This is a genomic window from Monashia sp. HAY1-11D (assembly GCF_056868035.1).
This window is the reverse complement of the sequence record NZ_CP200320.1, coordinates 441382-458861: the sequence shown is the minus strand read 5'-3', so window position 1 is coordinate 458861 and position 17480 is coordinate 441382. Positions and strand designations below refer to the sequence as shown.

Annotated in this window: 17 protein-coding genes; 12 read left to right on the top strand and 5 right to left on the bottom strand. The window is 72.5% G+C overall.

Annotation, left to right across the window (positions count from 1 at the left end; genetic code table 11):
• Positions 1–116: 116 nt before the first annotated feature.
• Complete coding sequence (locus AC1VM9_RS01985; RefSeq protein WP_483120880.1) at positions 117–1085, top strand: alpha/beta hydrolase; 969 nt, start codon at positions 117–119, stop codon at positions 1083–1085.
• Between the two features lie 664 nt (positions 1086–1749).
• Positions 1750–3825, top strand: coding sequence for a potassium transporter Kup (locus AC1VM9_RS01980; protein ID WP_483120879.1), 2076 nt, complete (start codon positions 1750–1752; stop codon positions 3823–3825).
• Between the two features lie 185 nt (positions 3826–4010).
• On the opposite strand, the gene AC1VM9_RS01975 is transcribed toward AC1VM9_RS01980, so the two are convergent.
• Both AC1VM9_RS01975 and AC1VM9_RS01970 read right to left on the bottom strand, forming a co-directional pair.
• Positions 4011–4247, bottom strand: a complete 237-nt coding sequence (locus AC1VM9_RS01975) for a hypothetical protein (protein ID WP_483120877.1) — start codon at positions 4245–4247, stop codon at positions 4011–4013.
• 756 nt (positions 4248–5003) lie between these two features.
• Positions 5004–5366, bottom strand: a complete 363-nt coding sequence (locus AC1VM9_RS01970) for an Asp23/Gls24 family envelope stress response protein (RefSeq protein ID WP_483120875.1) — start codon at positions 5364–5366, stop codon at positions 5004–5006.
• 383 nt (positions 5367–5749) lie between these two features.
• Here AC1VM9_RS01970 and AC1VM9_RS01965 point away from each other — a divergent pair, with 383 nt between their 5' ends.
• The 3 genes from AC1VM9_RS01965 (at position 5750) to AC1VM9_RS01955 (ending at position 7401) form a co-directional block, all read left to right on the top strand.
• Positions 5750–6151, top strand: a complete 402-nt coding sequence (locus AC1VM9_RS01965; protein ID WP_483123948.1) for a DUF5994 family protein — start codon at positions 5750–5752, stop codon at positions 6149–6151.
• Between the two features lie 189 nt (positions 6152–6340).
• A complete protein-coding gene (locus AC1VM9_RS01960; protein WP_483120873.1) occupies positions 6341–6607 on the top strand; it encodes a DUF5995 family protein in 267 nt (88 codons plus the stop codon).
• A 197-nt stretch (positions 6608–6804) separates the two neighbouring features.
• Positions 6805–7401 (top strand): site-specific integrase, encoded by a 597-nt coding sequence (locus AC1VM9_RS01955; protein ID WP_483120871.1) that lies wholly within the window; start codon positions 6805–6807, stop codon positions 7399–7401.
• 27 nt (positions 7402–7428) lie between these two features.
• On the opposite strand, the gene AC1VM9_RS01950 is transcribed toward AC1VM9_RS01955, so the two are convergent.
• Positions 7429–8436, bottom strand: coding sequence for a 1,4-dihydroxy-2-naphthoyl-CoA synthase (locus AC1VM9_RS01950; RefSeq protein ID WP_483120870.1), 1008 nt, complete (start codon positions 8434–8436; stop codon positions 7429–7431).
• Between AC1VM9_RS01950 and AC1VM9_RS01945 the strand changes: the two genes are divergently transcribed.
• The 4 genes from AC1VM9_RS01945 (at position 8435) to AC1VM9_RS01930 (ending at position 11654) form a co-directional block, all read left to right on the top strand.
• The gene (locus tag AC1VM9_RS01945; protein WP_481340806.1) at positions 8435–9025 is read left to right on the top strand and encodes an NUDIX hydrolase; all 591 of its coding nucleotides are present in this window, start codon (positions 8435–8437) and stop codon (positions 9023–9025) included. The two genes, AC1VM9_RS01950 and AC1VM9_RS01945, sit on opposite strands and share 2 nt — an antisense overlap.
• 10 nt (positions 9026–9035) lie before the next feature.
• The gene (locus AC1VM9_RS01940) at positions 9036–10040 is read left to right on the top strand and encodes an o-succinylbenzoate synthase (RefSeq protein WP_481340805.1); all 1005 of its coding nucleotides are present in this window, start codon (positions 9036–9038) and stop codon (positions 10038–10040) included.
• 142 nt (positions 10041–10182) lie between these two features.
• The gene (locus tag AC1VM9_RS01935; protein WP_483120869.1) at positions 10183–11283 is read left to right on the top strand and encodes a WXG100 family type VII secretion target; all 1101 of its coding nucleotides are present in this window, start codon (positions 10183–10185) and stop codon (positions 11281–11283) included.
• Positions 11280–11654: a DUF6188 family protein gene (locus tag AC1VM9_RS01930; protein ID WP_481340803.1), complete on the top strand. Its 375-nt coding sequence runs from the start codon at positions 11280–11282 to the stop codon at positions 11652–11654. The genes AC1VM9_RS01935 and AC1VM9_RS01930 overlap by 4 nt, the downstream gene beginning before the upstream one ends.
• Positions 11655–11684: 30 nt before the next feature.
• Here AC1VM9_RS01930 and menD read toward each other — a convergent pair whose 3' ends face one another.
• Positions 11685–13382 carry a 2-succinyl-5-enolpyruvyl-6-hydroxy-3-cyclohexene-1-carboxylic-acid synthase gene (menD, locus tag AC1VM9_RS01925; protein WP_483120868.1) on the bottom strand — a complete coding sequence of 566 codons (1698 nt, stop codon included), beginning with the start codon at positions 13380–13382 and terminating at the stop codon, positions 11685–11687.
• A 17-nt stretch (positions 13383–13399) separates the two neighbouring features.
• Positions 13400–14695 carry an isochorismate synthase gene (locus AC1VM9_RS01920; RefSeq protein ID WP_483120866.1) on the bottom strand — a complete coding sequence of 432 codons (1296 nt, stop codon included), beginning with the start codon at positions 14693–14695 and terminating at the stop codon, positions 13400–13402.
• 87 nt (positions 14696–14782) lie between these two features.
• Between AC1VM9_RS01920 and AC1VM9_RS01915 the strand changes: the two genes are divergently transcribed.
• The 3 genes from AC1VM9_RS01915 to AC1VM9_RS01905 all read left to right on the top strand — a co-directional run bounded on the left by AC1VM9_RS01915 (position 14783) and on the right by AC1VM9_RS01905 (position 17443).
• The gene (locus AC1VM9_RS01915; RefSeq protein ID WP_481340800.1) at positions 14783–15475 is read left to right on the top strand and encodes a demethylmenaquinone methyltransferase; all 693 of its coding nucleotides are present in this window, start codon (positions 14783–14785) and stop codon (positions 15473–15475) included.
• A 121-nt stretch (positions 15476–15596) separates the two neighbouring features.
• Entirely contained in the window at positions 15597–16919 is a 1323-nt protein-coding gene (locus AC1VM9_RS01910) for a geranylgeranyl reductase family protein (protein WP_481340799.1), read from the top strand.
• A 164-nt stretch (positions 16920–17083) separates the two neighbouring features.
• Entirely contained in the window at positions 17084–17443 is a 360-nt protein-coding gene (locus AC1VM9_RS01905; protein WP_481340798.1) for an NADH-quinone oxidoreductase subunit A, read from the top strand.
• Positions 17444–17480 lie beyond the last annotated feature (37 nt).

The window sequence follows — 17480 nt, the reverse complement described above, 5'->3', positions numbered from 1 at the left end:
CCCTCATCCTGCCCTGTCGCTGCACGGCGGCCGATCGGGCGGGACCGAGGCGTCCACTCCGCGGACCGCGCCGCGCCGGAGCACCGTCGAGGCCCTCGCGTCGCTACCCTCGTGGCGTGGTCACGTCCGGGGAGGGGAACGGGGCGGCTGTCGGCCGGCGCCGGGGAGGCGTGCGGTTCCGCGTCCTCCTCGGTCTCGTCTGGCTCGCCGTGCCGCTCGTCCTCTTCCTCCTCGCCCGTGGCACGCTGCTCGCCGGCCACCCGGCCCACGTCATCGCCCTCGCGGCGGGCGGGCTCGTCGGCGTCGTGCTGCTCGTCCTGTCACGCGGACAGGACGAGGCCGCCACGTACCGGCGCCGGTGGGGCATCGTCGCGGGCCGTGTCGTCGGCACGCTGCTCACCGCGGCGCTGCTCGGCGGGCTCGTCTGGTTGCAGCCCTTCGCGGCCACCCCGGCCGGAGCCGCGGCCATGGCGGGCCAGCCGGACGTGCGGGTCGTCGACACCCCGTCCGGGATCGTGCTGTCCCCGCGCGACGCACGACCGACGCGCGCCCTCGTCTTCCAGCCCGGCGCGCGCATCGACCCGCGCGCCTACGTGCCCGTCCTGACCCAGGTGAGCCGCGCCGGCTACCTCGTCGTCGTCGTCAAGCAACCGTTCCAGATCGCGTTCCTCGCCACGGGGGCACCGGCCGACGTCATGGCGAGGCACCCGGAGGTGACCCGCTGGGCCGTCGGCGGGCACAGCGTCGGGGGTGTCGCCGCGGCCAACTACGCCGCGGCCGACGACGGACGTGTCCACGGACTCGTGCTGTGGGCGTCCTACCCGATGGGCTCGCTCGTCCGGCGCACCGATCTCGCCGTCGCCTCGGTGAGCGGCAGCCGTGACGGGTTCACGACGCCGGCGGACATCGCCGCGAGCCGCTCCCGGCTGCCCGCGTCGACCGTCTTCACCGTCGTCGACGGAGCCGTGCACTCGTCGTTCGGCGACTACGGCACCCAAGCCGGCGACGGCTCGGCGACGCTCGGTCGGGCCGAGGCGCAGCGCCAGGTCGTCGCGGCGACGGTCGCGCTCCTCGCCCGGATGTGACGGCGCGTCCGGCGGCTGCCGGCGCGGCAGGCCCGCGAGGCGCCGTCAGAGGTACCAGGGGAAGTCCGGGAGTAGGGCCGGTCAGTGACGGCAGTCGTTGGAAACGTTGGGTGACCTGCGGAGATGCGTTGGGAAGCGTTGAAGAGAGTCGGGAGGGGCTTGTCGTCTTGCGGACTTTCTGCGGACGGATTGGGAGGGCGGGCCCCTACAGCAGTCGACCACGCCAGCGGATGATCAACCCTCATGCACAGTGCCACCCGTGCGCTGAAGCCTTGGCTGGACGTAGCCATATGTCCGATCGAGCTGGACGGCACGGGCGTGCCGGGCAGCGGCGAGGGCGCGGTTGCGGTGCTTGCCGGTGACCAGAGGGATGACTGCGGGGACGTTCATGAGAATCATTCTCGCTCGCCCGGGCCGCAGGGAGGACGCGCCTTGCCGTATCGCTTTTCGAACACACGGGGGTGGGACTGGCTAACGGTCCTCCGACCCCGACGCGAAGGACAGCAGGAGGTAAGACAATGCGCCGACTGGCCCAGGCCCAGGGACTGTTCAACGTCGTCAGCGTTGGCCGGCGTGGCGGGCCGTCGGGCACCAGACTTCGGAGGTGTCATGGGGGGCCATCCTTCAGGAGGTCGTCCAAGGACGCGTCTCCGTACACTCAGGTGTGACCAGTTCGGCCTCCTCGCCCGCCTCCTCGTCGGACCCCGGTCCGGACGACGCTCCGGACCGCTCGTCTGGGGAGGCCGAGGACGGTCGCGGTGACGATCCAGCGCAGGACCGCAACCGCGACCGGGACCGCGCGGCCCGCACTTCCGGCGACAAGACCGGCCTGCCCCCGCAGTCCGGGCACAACGCTCCGATCCGGCCGGCCACCGCTGGACTGGTCCTCGGTGCCCTCGGGGTGGTGTTCGGCGACATCGGCACCAGCCCGCTGTATGCCCTGAAGACGGTCTTCTCCCTCGACCAGGGCGAGGTCAAGCCCACGCCCGGGGACGTCTACGGCGTGATCTCTCTGGTCTTCTGGTCAGTGACGCTCATCGTGTCGGTGAAGTACGTGCTCGTGGTCATGCGGGCCGACAACGACGGGGAGGGCGGGGTGATGGCGCTGGCAGCCCTGGCCCGCGGGCTGCTCAGCTCGACCTCCAAGCGGACCCGCGTGGTCATGGCCCTCGGTGTCCTCGGTGCGTCGCTGTTCTACGGCGACTCGGTGATCACCCCGGCGATCTCCGTGCTGGCGGCGGTCGAGGGCATCACCGTCACCGGCCCCGGGCTCGCCCCGTTCGTCGTTCCGACCGCGGCTACGATCCTCACGGTGCTCTTCGCGGGCCAGCGGTTCGGCACCGGGAAGGTCGGGTCGATGTTCGGCCCGGTCATGCTGGTGTGGTTCCTAGCGATCGCCGTGGCGGGTCTGGGTCACGTCGCCGGCCACCTTGCGATCATCACCGGGCTCTCGCCGACCTTCGCCGTCGGCTTCGTCGTCTCGCACCCGTTCATCGCCTTCGTCGCGCTCGGTGCGGTGGTGCTCTCGATCACCGGCGCGGAGGCGCTGTATGCCGACATGGGTCACTTCGGGCGGCCGGCGATCAGCCGGGCGTGGTTCTGGGTCGCCTTCCCCGCGCTGGTGCTCAACTACCTCGGCCAGGGGGCGCTGATCCTCCAGGACCCGAACGCGATCAGTAACCCGTTCTTCCTGCTCGTGCCGGGCTGGGCGACGATCCCGATGGTCATTCTGGCGACCGGGGCCACGGTCATCGCCTCGCAGGCCGTCATATCGGGCGCCTTCTCGATGTCGCGCCAGGCCGTGCAGCTCGGCTTCCTGCCTCCGCTCACCGTGAGGCAGACATCCGACGAGGAGCAGGGCCAGATCTACCTGCCGTTCGTCAACGCTGCGTTGTTCGTTGTCGTCCTCGTGCTCATGATCACCTTCGGCTCCTCGGCCAAGCTCGCCACCGCCTACGGCGTCTCGGTGACCGGGGCCCTGCTGATCGACACCCTGCTGCTCCTCAGCGTGGCCCGCATCCTCTTCGGCTGGTCGACGTGGAAGCTCGTGCTCGCCGGGGTGGCGTTCGGCGGCACCGAGGCGGCCTTCATCAGCGCCAACCTCACCAAGATCTTCAGCGGCGGCTGGCTCCCGCTGCTCATCGCCGCGGTGATGTTCACGGTGATGACGACATGGCAACGTGGCCGGCAGCTCATCATCCACAACCGCACCGAGGCGGAGGGCTCCCTGACGGAGTTCATCGAGCAGCTCTCCACCCAGCACCTCGTCCGGGTGCCGGGGGTCGCAGTGTTCCCGCATCCCTCGAGCGCGACGACTCCGCTGGCCCTGCGGGCCAACGTCGAGCACAACGGGGTGCTGCACGAGCACGTCGTCATTGTCTCGGCGCAGGCGCAGAACGTGCCGCACGTGCCGCTGGAGGACCAGATCACGGTCGACGACCTCGGCGATCCCGACGACGGCATCGTCTTCGTCAGCATCCGCTTCGGCTTCGCCGACAGCCCCAACCTGCCCAGGGGGCTGACCATGGCCGCCGGTCAGCACCCCGAGACGCACTACGACGCCGACACGGCGTCCTACTTCCTCTCCCGCGCCACCCTGCGCGCCGGCCACGAGCCGGGGATGCAGCGCTGGCGCAAGCGGCTGTTCATCGGCCTCGCCCACAACGCCGCCGACCCGTCGGTGCGCTTCCACCTGCCCCCCGACCGAACCGTCGTCATGGGCTCCCGCGTCAACCTCTGACCACCGGCGTCCCTACAACCCGAGAGCCTGACGATCCTCGGCCGTCCTGAACCACCGTGCGGAGCCCACACCAACGGTCGCTGCGTCTGGTCAGTCCGGCCTTGGCGTCGTTTTTCAGTCATGCCGCTCACTGGGACGCTGCGGTGTCCGCGAAGGACCCGAAGGACCCGAAGGACCTGCTCGGATCACATCATGAAAACACGGCGACGATGCTGTGCCAGACCGGTCAGCTCTCCGGCGCCATCCGCATCCCTCCACGGCGTCTTTGCGATCGCGCTCCAGGGCTTGGTGGACGATGCGGTAGGCCGTGCCGCGGCTCGCGCCAACTCGTCGGCGACTTCCTGGTAGGTCTTTCCCTCGGTCGCCAACTGGACGGCGCGGGCCTGCCGGGCGGCGGCGAGGGCCCGGTTGCGGTGCTCCATCTCAGTGCTGCCCTCGGCTCAGCGCCTGTGTGGCGAGGCTTGCCTTGTCCGGCGGCCACGGAGGCCCCGCTGCAGGCGGAGGTCGTCACGAAGCCCCGGCGGCATGGGCAGCCTGCGTCTGACAAGCTCGGCGGCAAGGCTCTCCATGGCATCGAGCAGCACGCCACGAGCCGCCACCAGCAGGGCAGGATCGACTCTTCCCGCCCGCAGGGCATGCACCTCTCCACGGGCGGCGCGGACGAGCAACAACAGTTCGCCCAATTGCGCTCGAGGTTGTGAGAGAGCCGGCGCCACGCCGGGCAGCACGGAATCCGATCCGTCGCCGCAGGATCCGCCAGCCCCGTCCGGGCTGTCCCGCGGCGCCGGAGCGTTCGAGGTCACCAGTGTTCGGCGGTCTTGCGCGCGGCGAGCAGGGTATCTGCCTCTCCCGCTGGGCTGAACTCGCACGACCCCTCGTGGCCGTGTCGCATGATGCAAGTCGCGCCGGTGGGCAGGTGCACCTGCGCGCAGGCACCGCTATCCGCTGCGTCCTGGTCGACCGAGGGGTTGTGGACCTCGGTCACATTGTGGGCGCTGGGGCCAGAGTAGGTGTTGGACGGTGCGTGAGGGTCCATCGAAGAATCCAGCTAACTCCCCTCGCAGGCGAGAGGGCATGTGCCCCGAAGTGAGGCTGGGCCCCACCCTACGCGGTCGTTGAACCAGTCGAGGACAGCCGCCGTTACGCCGTCGGCGGGTCGGGGCCGTCCGGGTGCGCCATCACTGGACTCGGTGCTCGCCGCCCTGGCCCTGCTGCTCGTCCTGGCTCTCGGTGTCACTCTCGAAGAACACGTCCTGAACGTCGATGTTGACCTCCGTCACCTCGAGGCCGGTCATCCGCTCGATCGCCGAGATCACGTTGCGACGGATGGCCCGTGCGAGGTCGGTCACGGCCACGCCGTAGTCGGCGACGAGCTGGACGTCGACGGCGGCCTGCCGCTCGCCCACCTCCACAGAGATGCCCTGCGATTGGCTGGCGTGGCCACCGGGCATCCGCTCACGGAAGGCCCCGACCGCCCGAGCCGTGGCGCCACCGAGGGCATCCCGCAGCCATGACGCGCGACAGCATGGGTCTCCCCACATCACCGGTTCCTCACGGTGGAGGAGCGTCGCCGTCGCGAGCACTTCCGCCGCCGGCACCGTCACTGGTTGCGTTTCGACGGGCGTGCTCGGCTGGGGTGATCTGCGCCCCGACGCCCTGCTGCGCGGCTCCGTCGCTACGCGGGCGGGGGCTGCCGGGCACCCACCGTGGGGCGGTGGGGAACGATCACGAGACTCGTCGTAGGTGAATGCCCCGGTCAGGCGTAGCCTGACGAGGAGACGTGAGAGCCCCGTCAGGGCTGTCGGCGTCGGCAGGCGACAGAGGACCCGACCCTTGCGCGGCGTCGGACTCACGGACGGGAAGTGACGAGCGAGCCGCGGTCTATCCCTCACACCACCGCTCCCGAGGAGCCGCTGTGAACGCCATGCCCCTGTCCCCGCCAGTCCTCTGCTCCGCACCCCAGCCGCCGGCGCTCACCAAGCCATTCGCCGAGCCGCTCCTTGAGCCGGCCTTAGAGCCGGTGACGAACCGCTCGCCAGGCTCAGCGACCGACGCCGTCGATCAGGAACCTCGGCTTGCTCTGTCACCGCGGCCCGGGGTGGAGGTCACCGACGGCGTTTGGTGGCCGCTAACGACCGATCTGCAGGTGGAGCTGCCACAGCTCGACGTGGCGGTGCACCACCTCACCGGCGCCCGGATCGCCCGGGTCGGCTACGAGCGCGACCTGTGGGGCCAGGCGCCACGGAAGGTGCGCACACCGCTGGGCATCACGCACATCGGGGGTTCGAGCACAGCCGATACCCCGACCACATCACCCTGTCGCTGAGCAACTATCAGCGACTGGTGCTCAGCGTCCTCCCACCTGACACCGACGTTGCTGTCGCCCGCGAACTGCTCGAGTCGGCCGGGGCGTAGGGGGCCGAGGGACGCGCTGCGACCGATGAGAGCGTGACGATGCCCGAGCGGGAGATCACGATCGGAGCGTGTCCTATCCCTTCGGTCAGTAGTCGGGGCGGTGGCTGGGCTGCCGTGCCGTGGCCGGGAAGCGGTGAGCGTGGAGGTGAACGCAGCGTGCCCATGGTCGCCTGGCCGCGGTGTCGGCCAGGTGCTGGATCAGATGGCGACGCTGCTGCACGCGACGTCGGCCGAGCCGCACGGGGACCGGATGTTCCTCGCCTCGTATGAGCGCACGACCCGCGCCGTCCACCGAGCCATCGACGGCGCGCTCTTCGAGGACCCGGCGTGGGTGCACGAGTGGGACGTGGTCTTCGCCGACCTGTAGCTGGACGCTGTGGCCGAACACTGGTCCACGGACCCGTCGCGTCGGGCCCCACGCCCGTGGCAAATGGCGTTCGAGGCACCGCCGCAGCGCGGCCAACCGTCGCCCACAAGGTGATCGCGGCGGACCCGTGCGAGGGTGTCGTGCTGCCCCGGTGCCGCAAGGCCGAGGCGGCTATACGGGTGCCTACCATCAACGACGTGGGGCGCCTGCTGGGCGCCGCCGATGAGTGCTTCAGGGCATACGTGGCACTGTGCGCGTTCGCCGGGCTGCGGATGGGTGAGGCGGCCGGCGTTCGGGTGGGCGACGTCGACTTCCTCCGGCGTCAACTCACGGTCTCCAGGCAGCTCCAGCGGCACGGGCGCGAGGTCGCGGTCCGGGCGCCGAAGTACGGGAGCGAGCGCGTGGTCTACCTGCCGGACGAGCTCGTGACGATGCTGGCCGAGCACGTCCCGCAGCACACCCCCGAGGGTGTGCCCGACCGGTGGGTGTTCACGGCCTACGGCAAGCCGCTGCACGACAACGGGGTGACGTTCCGGTGGCGTCAGACGCGCAAGGCGGCCGGCTGCCCGAGCGTCCGGTTGCACGACCTCCGACACTTCTACGCCTCAGGCCTGATCGCGGCCGGGTGCGACGTCGTCACGGTGCAGCGGGCGCTCGGACACGCGCCGGCCACGACCACGGTCGGGACGTACGCGCACCTGTGGCCATCGGCCGAGGATCGGACCCGGTCCGCGGCCTCCGGTCTCGCGGCCGCGGCCCTTGCGGACTCCGTGCGGACCGCCGCGGCCGACTAGGCCGCTGACCTGCGCGGACTTAGAAGTTCAGAAGTACCAGGGGAACGGCGACCAGTCGGGGTCGCGCTTCTCGAGGAACTGGTCGCGCCCCTCGACGGCCTCGTCGGTCATGTAGGCCAAGCGCGTCGCCTCACCGGCGAACACCTGCTGGCCCATGAGGCCGTCGTCGGTGAGGTTGAAGGCGAACTTCAGCATCCGCTGCGCCTGCGGGCTCTTGCCCATGATCTCGCCGGCGACCTGGAGCGCCTCGGCCTCGAGGGCGTCGTGGTCGGCCACGATGTTGACCGCGCCCATCCGCTGCATGTCCTCGGCCGAGTAGGTGCGTCCGAGGAAGAAGATCTCGCGGGCGAACTTCTGCCCGACCATCTTGGCCAGGTAGGCGCTGCCGTACCCGGCGTCGAAGCTACCCACGTCTGCATCGGTCTGCTTGAAGCGGGCGTGCTCGCGGCTGGCGATCGTCAGGTCGCACACGACGTGCAGTGAGTGCCCGCCACCGGCGGCCCAGCCGTTGACGACGGCGACGACGACCTTCGGCATGGTCCGGATGAGCCGCTGCACCTCGAGGATGTGCAGGCGCCCGCCCTGCGCCCTGACCCGGGCCTCGTCGACGGTGTCGGCCGTGTCGCCGGCGGCGTACTGGTAACCCGAGCGGCCGCGGACGCGCTGGTCGCCGCCGGAGCAGAAGGCCCGCTTGCCGTCCTTCGGGCTCGGACCGTTGCCGGTGATGAGCACGACGCCGACGTCTGGCGTCATGCGCGCGTGGTCGAGCACCCGGTAGAGCTCGTCGACGGTGTGCGGGCGGAACGCGTTGAGCACCTCCGGGCGGTCGAAGGCGATGCGGACGACACCGGACTGGGTCCGCGGGCGGCCCTCGACGTGCCGACGCCGGTGGTAGGTGACGTCGGTGAGCTCGAAGCCCGGCACGGCGTCCCACTCGGCGGGGTCGAAGGTCTCGGACACGCTCTCCGGGCTCGCGCTGCTCACGGGGCGACTGTAACGGGGCGGCCGCGGCCGGGTGGCTAGGGTCGGTCCCATGCCCATCCCCCCGTACGTGGCCCACCTGCGCACCATGATCGGCACCGAGCTGATGTGGCTGCCGGGCGTGACGGCCGTCGTCCTCCGTGACGTTCCGGGCGGGCACACCCCGCACACCGGGGACACCGGGGACACCGGGGACACCGGCGACACCGGGGACACCGGGCCCGACGGGGACGGCGGGCTGGCGCAGGAGGTGCTCCTCGTGCGCCGCTCCGACAACGGGGAGTGGACGCCGGTGACCGGCATCGTCGACCCCGGCGAGGACCCGCACGTCGCCGCCGTCCGCGAGGTGCTCGAGGAGGCGTCCGTCGTCGCCGAGGTCGAACGGCTCGTCTGGGTGTCCGCCACGGGCCTCGTGACGCACGTCAACGGCGACCTCGCGCAGTACCTCGACCACACCTTCCGCTGCCGCTGGGTCTCGGGCGACCCGCGCCCCGGCGACGACGAGTCGACCGACGCCGGCTGGTTCCCCGTCGACGCGCTGCCCCGGATGCGGCCGCTGCACCGCGAACGGATCGCCACCGCCCTCGAGAACCCACGAGACGTCCGGCTCGGCCGGCTCAACCGTGATGCCGGCCGCCGGTGAAGATGTGGCCATGACGCTCCTGCCCCCGGTCGACGCGCTCCTCGACGCCGCCCACGTCGTCGCGCTGCCGATGCGGGTTCGCTTCCGCGGCGTCGACGTCCGGGAGGCCGTCGTGTTCCGCGGCCCGCGCGGCTGGGGCGAGTTCGCCCCCTTCGCGGAGTACGGCGACGCGGAGTCGGCCCGCTGGCTCGCCGCCGGGGTGGAGGCCGCCCACGGGCAGTGGCCGGAGCCGGTCCGCGACGAGGTGCCGGTCAACGCCACCGTCCCGGCGGTCGGGCCGGACCGCGTCCCCGAGGTGCTCGCACGCTTCGACGGCTGCACGACCGCCAAGGTCAAGGTCGCCGAGCGCGGCCAGACCCTCGAGGACGACGTGGACCGCGTGGCCGCGGTGCGCGAGGCCATGGGCCCTGGGGCCCGGGTGCGCATCGACGCCAACGGGGGGTGGGACCTCGACGCCGCGGTCCGGGCCCTGACGCGCCTGGCGCCGTACGACCTCGAGTACGCCGAGCAACCCTGTGCGTCGGTCGAGGACCTCGCGCGGCTGCGGACCACGCTGGCGCGCAACCGGGTCCACGTGCCGGTTGCCGCCGACGAGTCGATCCGCAGGGCCGAGGACCCGCTTCGCGTCGCGCGCCTCGGCGCCGCCGACGTCGTCGTCGTCAAGGTCGCTCCGCTCGGTGGGGTGGCCCGAGCCCTGGAGATCGTGGCGGCCTGCGGACTGCCCGCGGTCGTCAGCTCGGCCCTGGACACCAGCGTCGGCATCGCGGCGGGGGTCGCCCTCGCCCGGGCGTTGCCGTCACTCGACCACGCGTGCGGGCTCGGGACCGTCGGGCTCTTCGCGCGCGACGTCGCGGCGGCACCGTTGCGGCCGCGCTCCGGGCTCCTCGACGGGTCACGACCGGCTCCCGACGCCGGCGCCCTCGCGGCGCTCGCCGTCACGCCGGAGCGCCGCGCGTGGTGGCTGGACCGCCTGCGCCGCTGCCACGCCCTCCTCTCGTCGGGGGTGTCGGCGTGATCGGCCTGTGCCCGACGCGGGGCCGACGGGGAGTGCTCCCCGTTGCGGGCCTCCCGCACCTCGTGGAGGATCGGCGGGTCGCGTCGCCGTCACGCTCCCGCGTGGCGGTGCCGACGAGGTCACGCGAGGTCAGGGGTCGGCGATGGTCATCTATGCCAAGGGGTCGGACCCCGAGGCGCTCGAACGCAGCAGCAGGACGCTGTCGGTGTACGCGCGCGAGTGCGAGCGTGCCCGCGGCGACGCGGCCGCTGCGGTCCGCGCGCTCGACGGCCACTGGGGCGGGGCCGACCTCGAGGCGCTCAAGGCCCGCTGGCCCGCCGCCGACGCCGGTCTGGCCCGGCTCGGCACGCACCTCGAGCAGCTGAGCAGCCGCCTGTCGGCGAACGCCCGCGCCCAGAGGGGCACGAGCACGTCGGGCGGTGGCGGCCTGCACACGGCGGCGGCACCCGGCGGTGCGGCACCCGGCGGTGCGGCACCCGGCGGTGCGGCACCCGGCGGGGCGTCGCCCGGACCCTCGGTCGGGCACACCGAACCGCGACCCCAGCGGCACTGGTGGGACGAGGTCGGCGACGCCGTCGGTGACGCCGGCGCGTGGACGTACAACCACACCGTCGTGCCGACCGTCAACGGCATGGCCGACGTCGGGCAGGCGATGGTGGAGCATCCCGAGGACGTGCTGTCGATGGCGCTCGGGGCGGGGGCCATCGTCCTGGGTGGCGGTGGCGAGATCGGCGGCGTGGCCCTCGACGCGACCGGCGTCGGAGCCGTGGCGGGTGTCCCCGTCAACATCGCGTCGGCCGGGCTCATCGCGACGGGCGTCGCGGCGATGGCCGCCGGCGGCGGCGACCTCGTCGACCACGCGTCCAAGAACGACAACCAGGTCCTCGGCGAGACGAAGGGCCCGAGCGCGAGCAGGCCGCAGCCGGGTGACCGCATCCCCGACGAGAACCGCCCGAGCACGGCCGGCGAGGGCTGGGAGGGGCGGGTCGCCGACAACGGCAAGGGCGAGGTGTGGCAGAAGCCCGAGAACGTCGACGCGCCGCCCGGTACCCCGAAGAACGCGAACTCGGTGCGGATCATGGACGGCACGGACCGGTACCCCGACGGCTACGTCCGGTTCTACAACGAGCACGGCCAGCCGGTGCGGCTCGACGGCAAGCCCGGGGCGAACAACAGTCCCGACACCCACATCCCGGTGCGCCCCGACGGCACCTACGACATTCCCGCAGGATGGAACCCGTGATCCCCAGCTTCGCCGGCAAGGTCGTCCACTCGATCCGGCTCGACTACGCCCTCATGATCTGGACGACGGACAACTGGGAACTCGACCTCAACGGGCCGGCGCACCTGCTGCGCGCCGACGGCCTGCACGACATCGACAGCGGCACCCCGCAGGAGCAGCTGCCCGCAGAGCTCGCCGACCTCGTGGGTGCCGAGATCACCGAGGTCCTCGTCGCCCGGGAGGGCCACCTCGCCGTGAACTTCGCGGACGCCCAGCTCAGCGTGCGGTCCTCGCCCGACTACGAGGCGTGGCAGATCACCGGCCCGGCGGGGGAGCGGCTCGTCTGCATGCCCGGTGGCGAGCTCGCGAGCTGGCCGGCGTCCACCTCCTGAGCGGCACCGGGGAGCGAGAGCCGGGCGGCGTCAGCCGCGGCGGGGCACGACGGTCTGCGCCAGCTCGCGCAGCCACCGGGCCTCCTCGCGGCGGGCGTCGCGACGCACGGGCACCTCGATCACGCGGATGCCGGCCGGACGCTCGGCGAGGGCGGCCTCGAGTCGCTCGAGCGTCGTGACCCCTTCGTGGGCGACGTGGTGCGCCGCGCACAGGGCCGCCAGGTCGGTGCCGTGCGGGGTGCCGAACACGCGCTCGAAGGCGTCGGCGTACCGAGGGTCGCCCTGCTCGAGGGTCGTGAAGATCGCGCCGCCGTCGTCGCTGAGGACGACGAGGGTGAGGTCGGGGCGCGGCTCCGACGGGCCGATGAGCAGCCCGTTGGCGTCGTGGAGGAACGTGAGGTCGCCGAGGTAGGCGATGGTGCGCGCCGCTCGCGGCCGCCCGAGCGCGACGCCGACGGCCGTCGAGACGACGCCGTCGATGCCGGCGAGGCCACGGTTGCCGACGACGAACCGGTGCTCGTGCGGCGGCCACGGCACGCCCATGACGTCGAGGTCGCGCACCGGGTTGGACGAGCCGACGACGAGCGTCGTGTCGGCCGCCACCGCCGCGGCGACCACCGACGCCACGTGCAGGGGCGAGATCGCCTGTGCCACAGGGCGGCCCGGCAGATGCGCGGAGTCACGCAGCCCGTCATCGATGGTCGCCCCGAGGGCAGCGTCGGCCGACGTCCACGCGTCGAACCAGGCCGGGTCGTCGCGGCCCTCGACGCGGGGGACGCCGTCGACGACGCGGGCGACGCGCCCGGGGTCGGTGGCCACGCCGTCGCGTCCGCGCACGGCGACGACCTCGAGCGAGGGGTCGCTGATCAGCCCGGTGACCGGCCGCGACAGGGTCGGGTGGCCCACGACGACGACCCGCTCGACGTCACGACGCAGTTCGGTCGTCAGGAGCAGACGCCCGCAGCGCAGGGCCTGCCGGCCGATGCGGGCCCCGCTCGTCGGCTCGGCGAGCATCGGCCAGTCGGCGGCCTCGGCCAGCAACCGTGCCGCCGGACCGGCGTCGTCACCGGCGACGACGACGGTGCGCGGCCCGAGCGGCAGGACCTCGCCGTCGGCGCGAACCCGGACCGAGGGCTCGGCGCCCGGCTCGTGCCCGGCGTCGGCAGGAGGGTCGGGGCGCTGCCACCACGTGGCGCGCTCGGCGCTCGGGGGGAGCAGGTCGCCGTCGAGCTGCACGTTGAGGTGGGCGGGGCCGGGGCCGGCGCACGACGCGGCGACGGCCGCGGAGAGGTCGGCGTCGGGCGTCGCGGACGTGAGGTCGTGGCACCGGGCGAAACCCCCGAAGAGACCGGCCTGCTGGGTCGTCTGGTTGGCGCCGGTGCCCCGGAGCCGGTCGGGCCGGTCGGCGCTGACGACGAGGAGCCGGCGCCCGGTGTGGTGGGCCTCCATGACAGCCGGCAGGAGGTTGCCGACCGCGGTGCCCGACGTCGTGACGACCGGCACGGGCCGGCGTGACCCCGTCGCGAGCCCGAGCGCGAGGAAGGCCGCCGACCGCTCGTCGACCCGCACGTGCAGCCGCAGGTCCCCGGCCGCGTCGGCGGCCTCGAGGGCGAGCGCGATGGGGGCGTTGCGCGAGCCCGGGGCGAGGACGACGTCGCGCACCCCGGCCCGCCACAGCTCCTGCAGGACGAGCAGGGCCAGCTGCGGGGCCGTGCGGTGGCGGTCCATGGTCGGCTGGTCGCCGCTCAGTCGTCCGCGAGCGCGTCGCGCATCGGGATGAGCTTGGCGATGGACTCGGCGACCTCGGACTCGGGGTCCGAGCCGGCGACGATGCCGCAGCCGGCGTAGAGCGTCAGCTGCGACGGGTCGCCGGGGGCGTAGGCACCGCTGCGCAGGGCGATGCCCCACGCGCCGTCGCCGTGCGCGTCCATCCAGCCGACCGGGCCCGCGTACCGGCCGCGGTCCATGTGCTCCAGCTCGCGGATCAGCTCGACGGCGCGCACCGTCGGCGTCCCGCCGACCGCCGCCGAGGGGTGCAGCGACGCCGCGAGCGTCAGGGCCGACGCGTCGTCGGCGCTCACGGCGGCGACGTCGGTCGCCAGGTGCATGACGTTGGGCAGGTGCAGCACGAACGGCGCCTCGGGCACGTTCATCGACGAGCAGTGCGGTGCGAGCGCGTCGGCGACGGAGCGCACGGCGTACTCGTGCTCCTCGAGGTCCTTGCTCGAGCGGGCGAGCGACGCGGCGAGGGCGAGGTCCTTGGCGTCGTCACCGGTGCGGCGGATGGTGCCGGCGAGCACCCGCGAGGTGATGAGCCCCTGGTCGCGGCGCACGAGCAGCTCGGGCGTGGCGCCGACGAGGCCGGAGACGGCGAACACCCAGGTGTTCTCGTAGCGGTCGGCGAGCCGGCGCAGGATCCAGCGTGGGTCGATCGGGCCCGCGGCGGTGGCGACGAGGTCGCGGGCGAGGACCACCTTGTCGACCTCGCCGTCGTTGATGAGCCGGACCGCCTCGGCCACCGAGTGCGCGTAGTCGGACGGCGAGACGGCGCCGTCGGCGAAGGCGATACCGGTCGGCGGCGCGGGCTCGGACGCGGGCTCGGGCGGCTCGACGGTGGGCAGCTGCGGACCGGTCGAGATGGTCGTCATCCACGTGCGGCCCTCGCGCCGCCCGACGATGGTCGAGGGCACGACGAGGCGGGCGGACTCGGCGGAGTCGTCGGCGAAGGGGAACGAGCCGAAGCACACGAGCCCGGAGCCGGGCCGCTCGACGTCGTCGCGCACCACGGCGTGCCCCGTCACCCGGCGCCACCACGCCTCGGCCTCGCGGAACCGGTCGGCGCCGCGCGCCTCGAACGACAGGGCGACGCCCCAGCCGACGAGGCCGTCGCCACGGCGCACCCACGAGACGAGCTCGTCGTGCGGCACGTCGGCCGGCAGGTGGTGCAGCAACGGGGTGTCCGAGGTGAGCGGCACCGAGCGCACGACGACGGTCGGGGCCGCGGCGGAGGAGGCCGCCTCGGCGGCCGGGAGCGTGGACATCGCCTCAAACTCTACGACCGCCGGACCCGTGCCCGGACCGCGCGGCCGCCGCTCCGCCCGACGGGACGAGGGTGCGAGGATGAGCGCATGACCCGTGCCCAGCTCGACAAGAAGCCGGTCGACGTCGCGTCGATGTTCGACACCGTCGCCGAGAAGTACGACGTGACCAACGACGTGCTCTCCCTCGGGCAGGACCGGCTCTGGCGCCGCGCGGTCGTCAGGGCGGTCGACGCGAAGCGGGGCGAGCGCGTCCTCGACATCGCCGCGGGCACCGGCACGTCGAGCGAGCCGTGGGCCGACCGGGAGATCGAGGTCGTGCCCGCGGACTTCTCGCTCGGCATGCTGCGGGTCGGCCGGCGGCGCCGCCCCGACATGGCCTTCACCGCTGCGGACGCGATGAGCCTGCCGTTCGCCGACGAGAGCTTCGACGTCGTGACGATGAGCTTCGGCCTGCGCAACGTCGCGGACGTCGACACCGCCCTCCGCGAGTTCCTCCGCGTCACGAAGCCGGGCGGGCGGCTGCTGGTCTGCGAGTTCAGCCAGCCGGTCAACAAGGCGTTCCGGACCGTCTACTCCAACTACCTCATGCGCGCCCTGCCGCCGGTGGCCCGCCGCACCTCGAGCAACCCCGACTCCTACGTGTACCTCGCCGAGTCGATCCGGGCCTGGCCGCCGCAGGGCGAGCTGGCCGCGGTCATCGAGCAGGCCGGCTGGACGGGCGTGCGCTGGACCAACCTCACCGGCGGCATCGTCGCGCTCCACCAGGCCACCAAGCGCTGACACCGCCTGCCCGGACCCGTCAGGTTAGGTATGCCTTATCTGACAAGCCGGAAACCTCGGGCATAGACTCCGCAGAGTTCGTGAAGATCTTCACAAGCAGGTCGGAAGCCCCGTGGTAGAGATGAGCAGCACCGGCTCGGCGACGAGCCCTGCAGCGCATGCCGGCGCCCTCTCGGACGCCAGCGCCGACGTCATCGTCGTCGGCGCCGGTCCGGGCGGATCGGCCACTGCCGCCTACCTGGCCGACCACGGCCTCGACGTCCTGCTCCTCGAGAAGTCCGCCTTCCCGCGCGACAAGATCTGCGGCGACGGGCTGACCCCGCGCGCCACCAAGGAGCTCGTCTCCCTCGGCATCGACACGAGCGGCTGGCAGCGCACCAAGGGCCTGCGCATCAAGGGCGGCGGTCACACGCTGCAGCTCGACTGGCCCGAGAACGACGCGTTCCCCTCCTACGGCATGGTCCGCACCCGGGCCCAGCTCGACGAGACCCTCGCCCGCCACGCGCAGTCGCGTGGCGCCAAGCTCGAGGAGCGCACCAGCGTCACCGCCCCGGTCCACGACGCGTCCGGGCGCGTCGTCGGCGTCACGGCCAAGAAGGTCGACGACCGTGGCCGCGCCACCGGCGAGAGCGTCACCTACCGGGCTCCGGTCGTCGTCGCGAGCGACGGCGTCTCCAGCCGCCTCGCCACGGCCGTCGGCCGCCCCAAGCGCGAGGACCGCGTCATGGGCGTGGCCGTCCGCGCGTACTACACGACCCCGAAGCGCGACGACTACCTCGAGAGCCACCTCGAGCTGTGGACGCGCGACGACGCGGGCAACCGCATCCTCATGCCCGGCTACGGCTGGCTCTTCCCGCTCGAGGACGGCCGCACCAACGTCGGCCTCGGCACGCTCGACACGACGGCCGCCTTCCAGCACACGGACTACAAGCACGTCATGCGCAGGTGGGTCGAGGACATCTCGCCCGAGTGGCAGCTCGAGCACGACGAGGCCGCCGGCCCGATCCGCGGGGCCGCCCTGCCGATGGGCTTCAACCGCAGCCCGCTCTACGCCGACGGTCTCCTGCTCGTCGGCGACGCCGGGGGCATGGTCAACCCGTTCAACGGCGAGGGCATCGACTACGCCCTGGAGGCCGCCCGCGTCGGCGCGGAGGTCATCGCCCAGGCGCACGCCCGCCCCGACGACGCGGGCCGCGAGCGCGTCCTCGCCAGCTACCCGAAGGTCATGAAGGACGAGCTCGGCGGCTACTTCACCCTCGGCCGCTGGTTCGCCCACGCCATCGGCAACCCCGAGGTGATGCGCCTCGCGACGCGCTACGGCCTGCCCCGCACGAAGCTCATGCCCTTCCTCCTCAAGATCATGGCCAACCTCGCCGACCCCCGCGGGCGCGGCGCGAGCGACCGGATCATCACCGCCCTCTCGCGACTGGCGCCGGACGCATGAGCCACCCCGCTGCCGGGCGCCTTGTGACGCCGAGCACAATCGATCCCGACGCCCCTAGGATGGGTGCGCCGCGCAACTGCCGTGACGCCCTCCTCGACGGACCACCCGTTCTGGCGCACCACCGCCCCGTCGACACGCACGACCGAAAGGCAAAGTGACCTCGGATGAACTCGTACGTCCCGATCCTGTTCATGCTGGGGCTCGGCTTCGCGTTCGCGGCCCTGTCGGTGTTCACGTCGCTCGTCGTGGGTCCGAAGCGCTACAACCGCGCCAAGCTCGAGGCGTACGAGTGCGGCATCCAGCCCACGCCCCATGCGGCCGGCGGGGGACGCGTGCCGATCAAGTACTACCTGACGGCGATGCTCTTCATCATCTTCGACATCGAGTCGATCTTCCTTTATCCGTTCGCGGTGGCCTTCAACAAGCTGGGCCTCTTCGCGCTGGTCGAGATGGTCCTGTTCGTCCTCACGGTGTTCGTCGCGTACGCGTACGTGTGGCGCCGCGGCGGCCTCGAGTGGGACTGACCGGACGGTCGGCGCACCGGGGACGACAGCAAGCTAA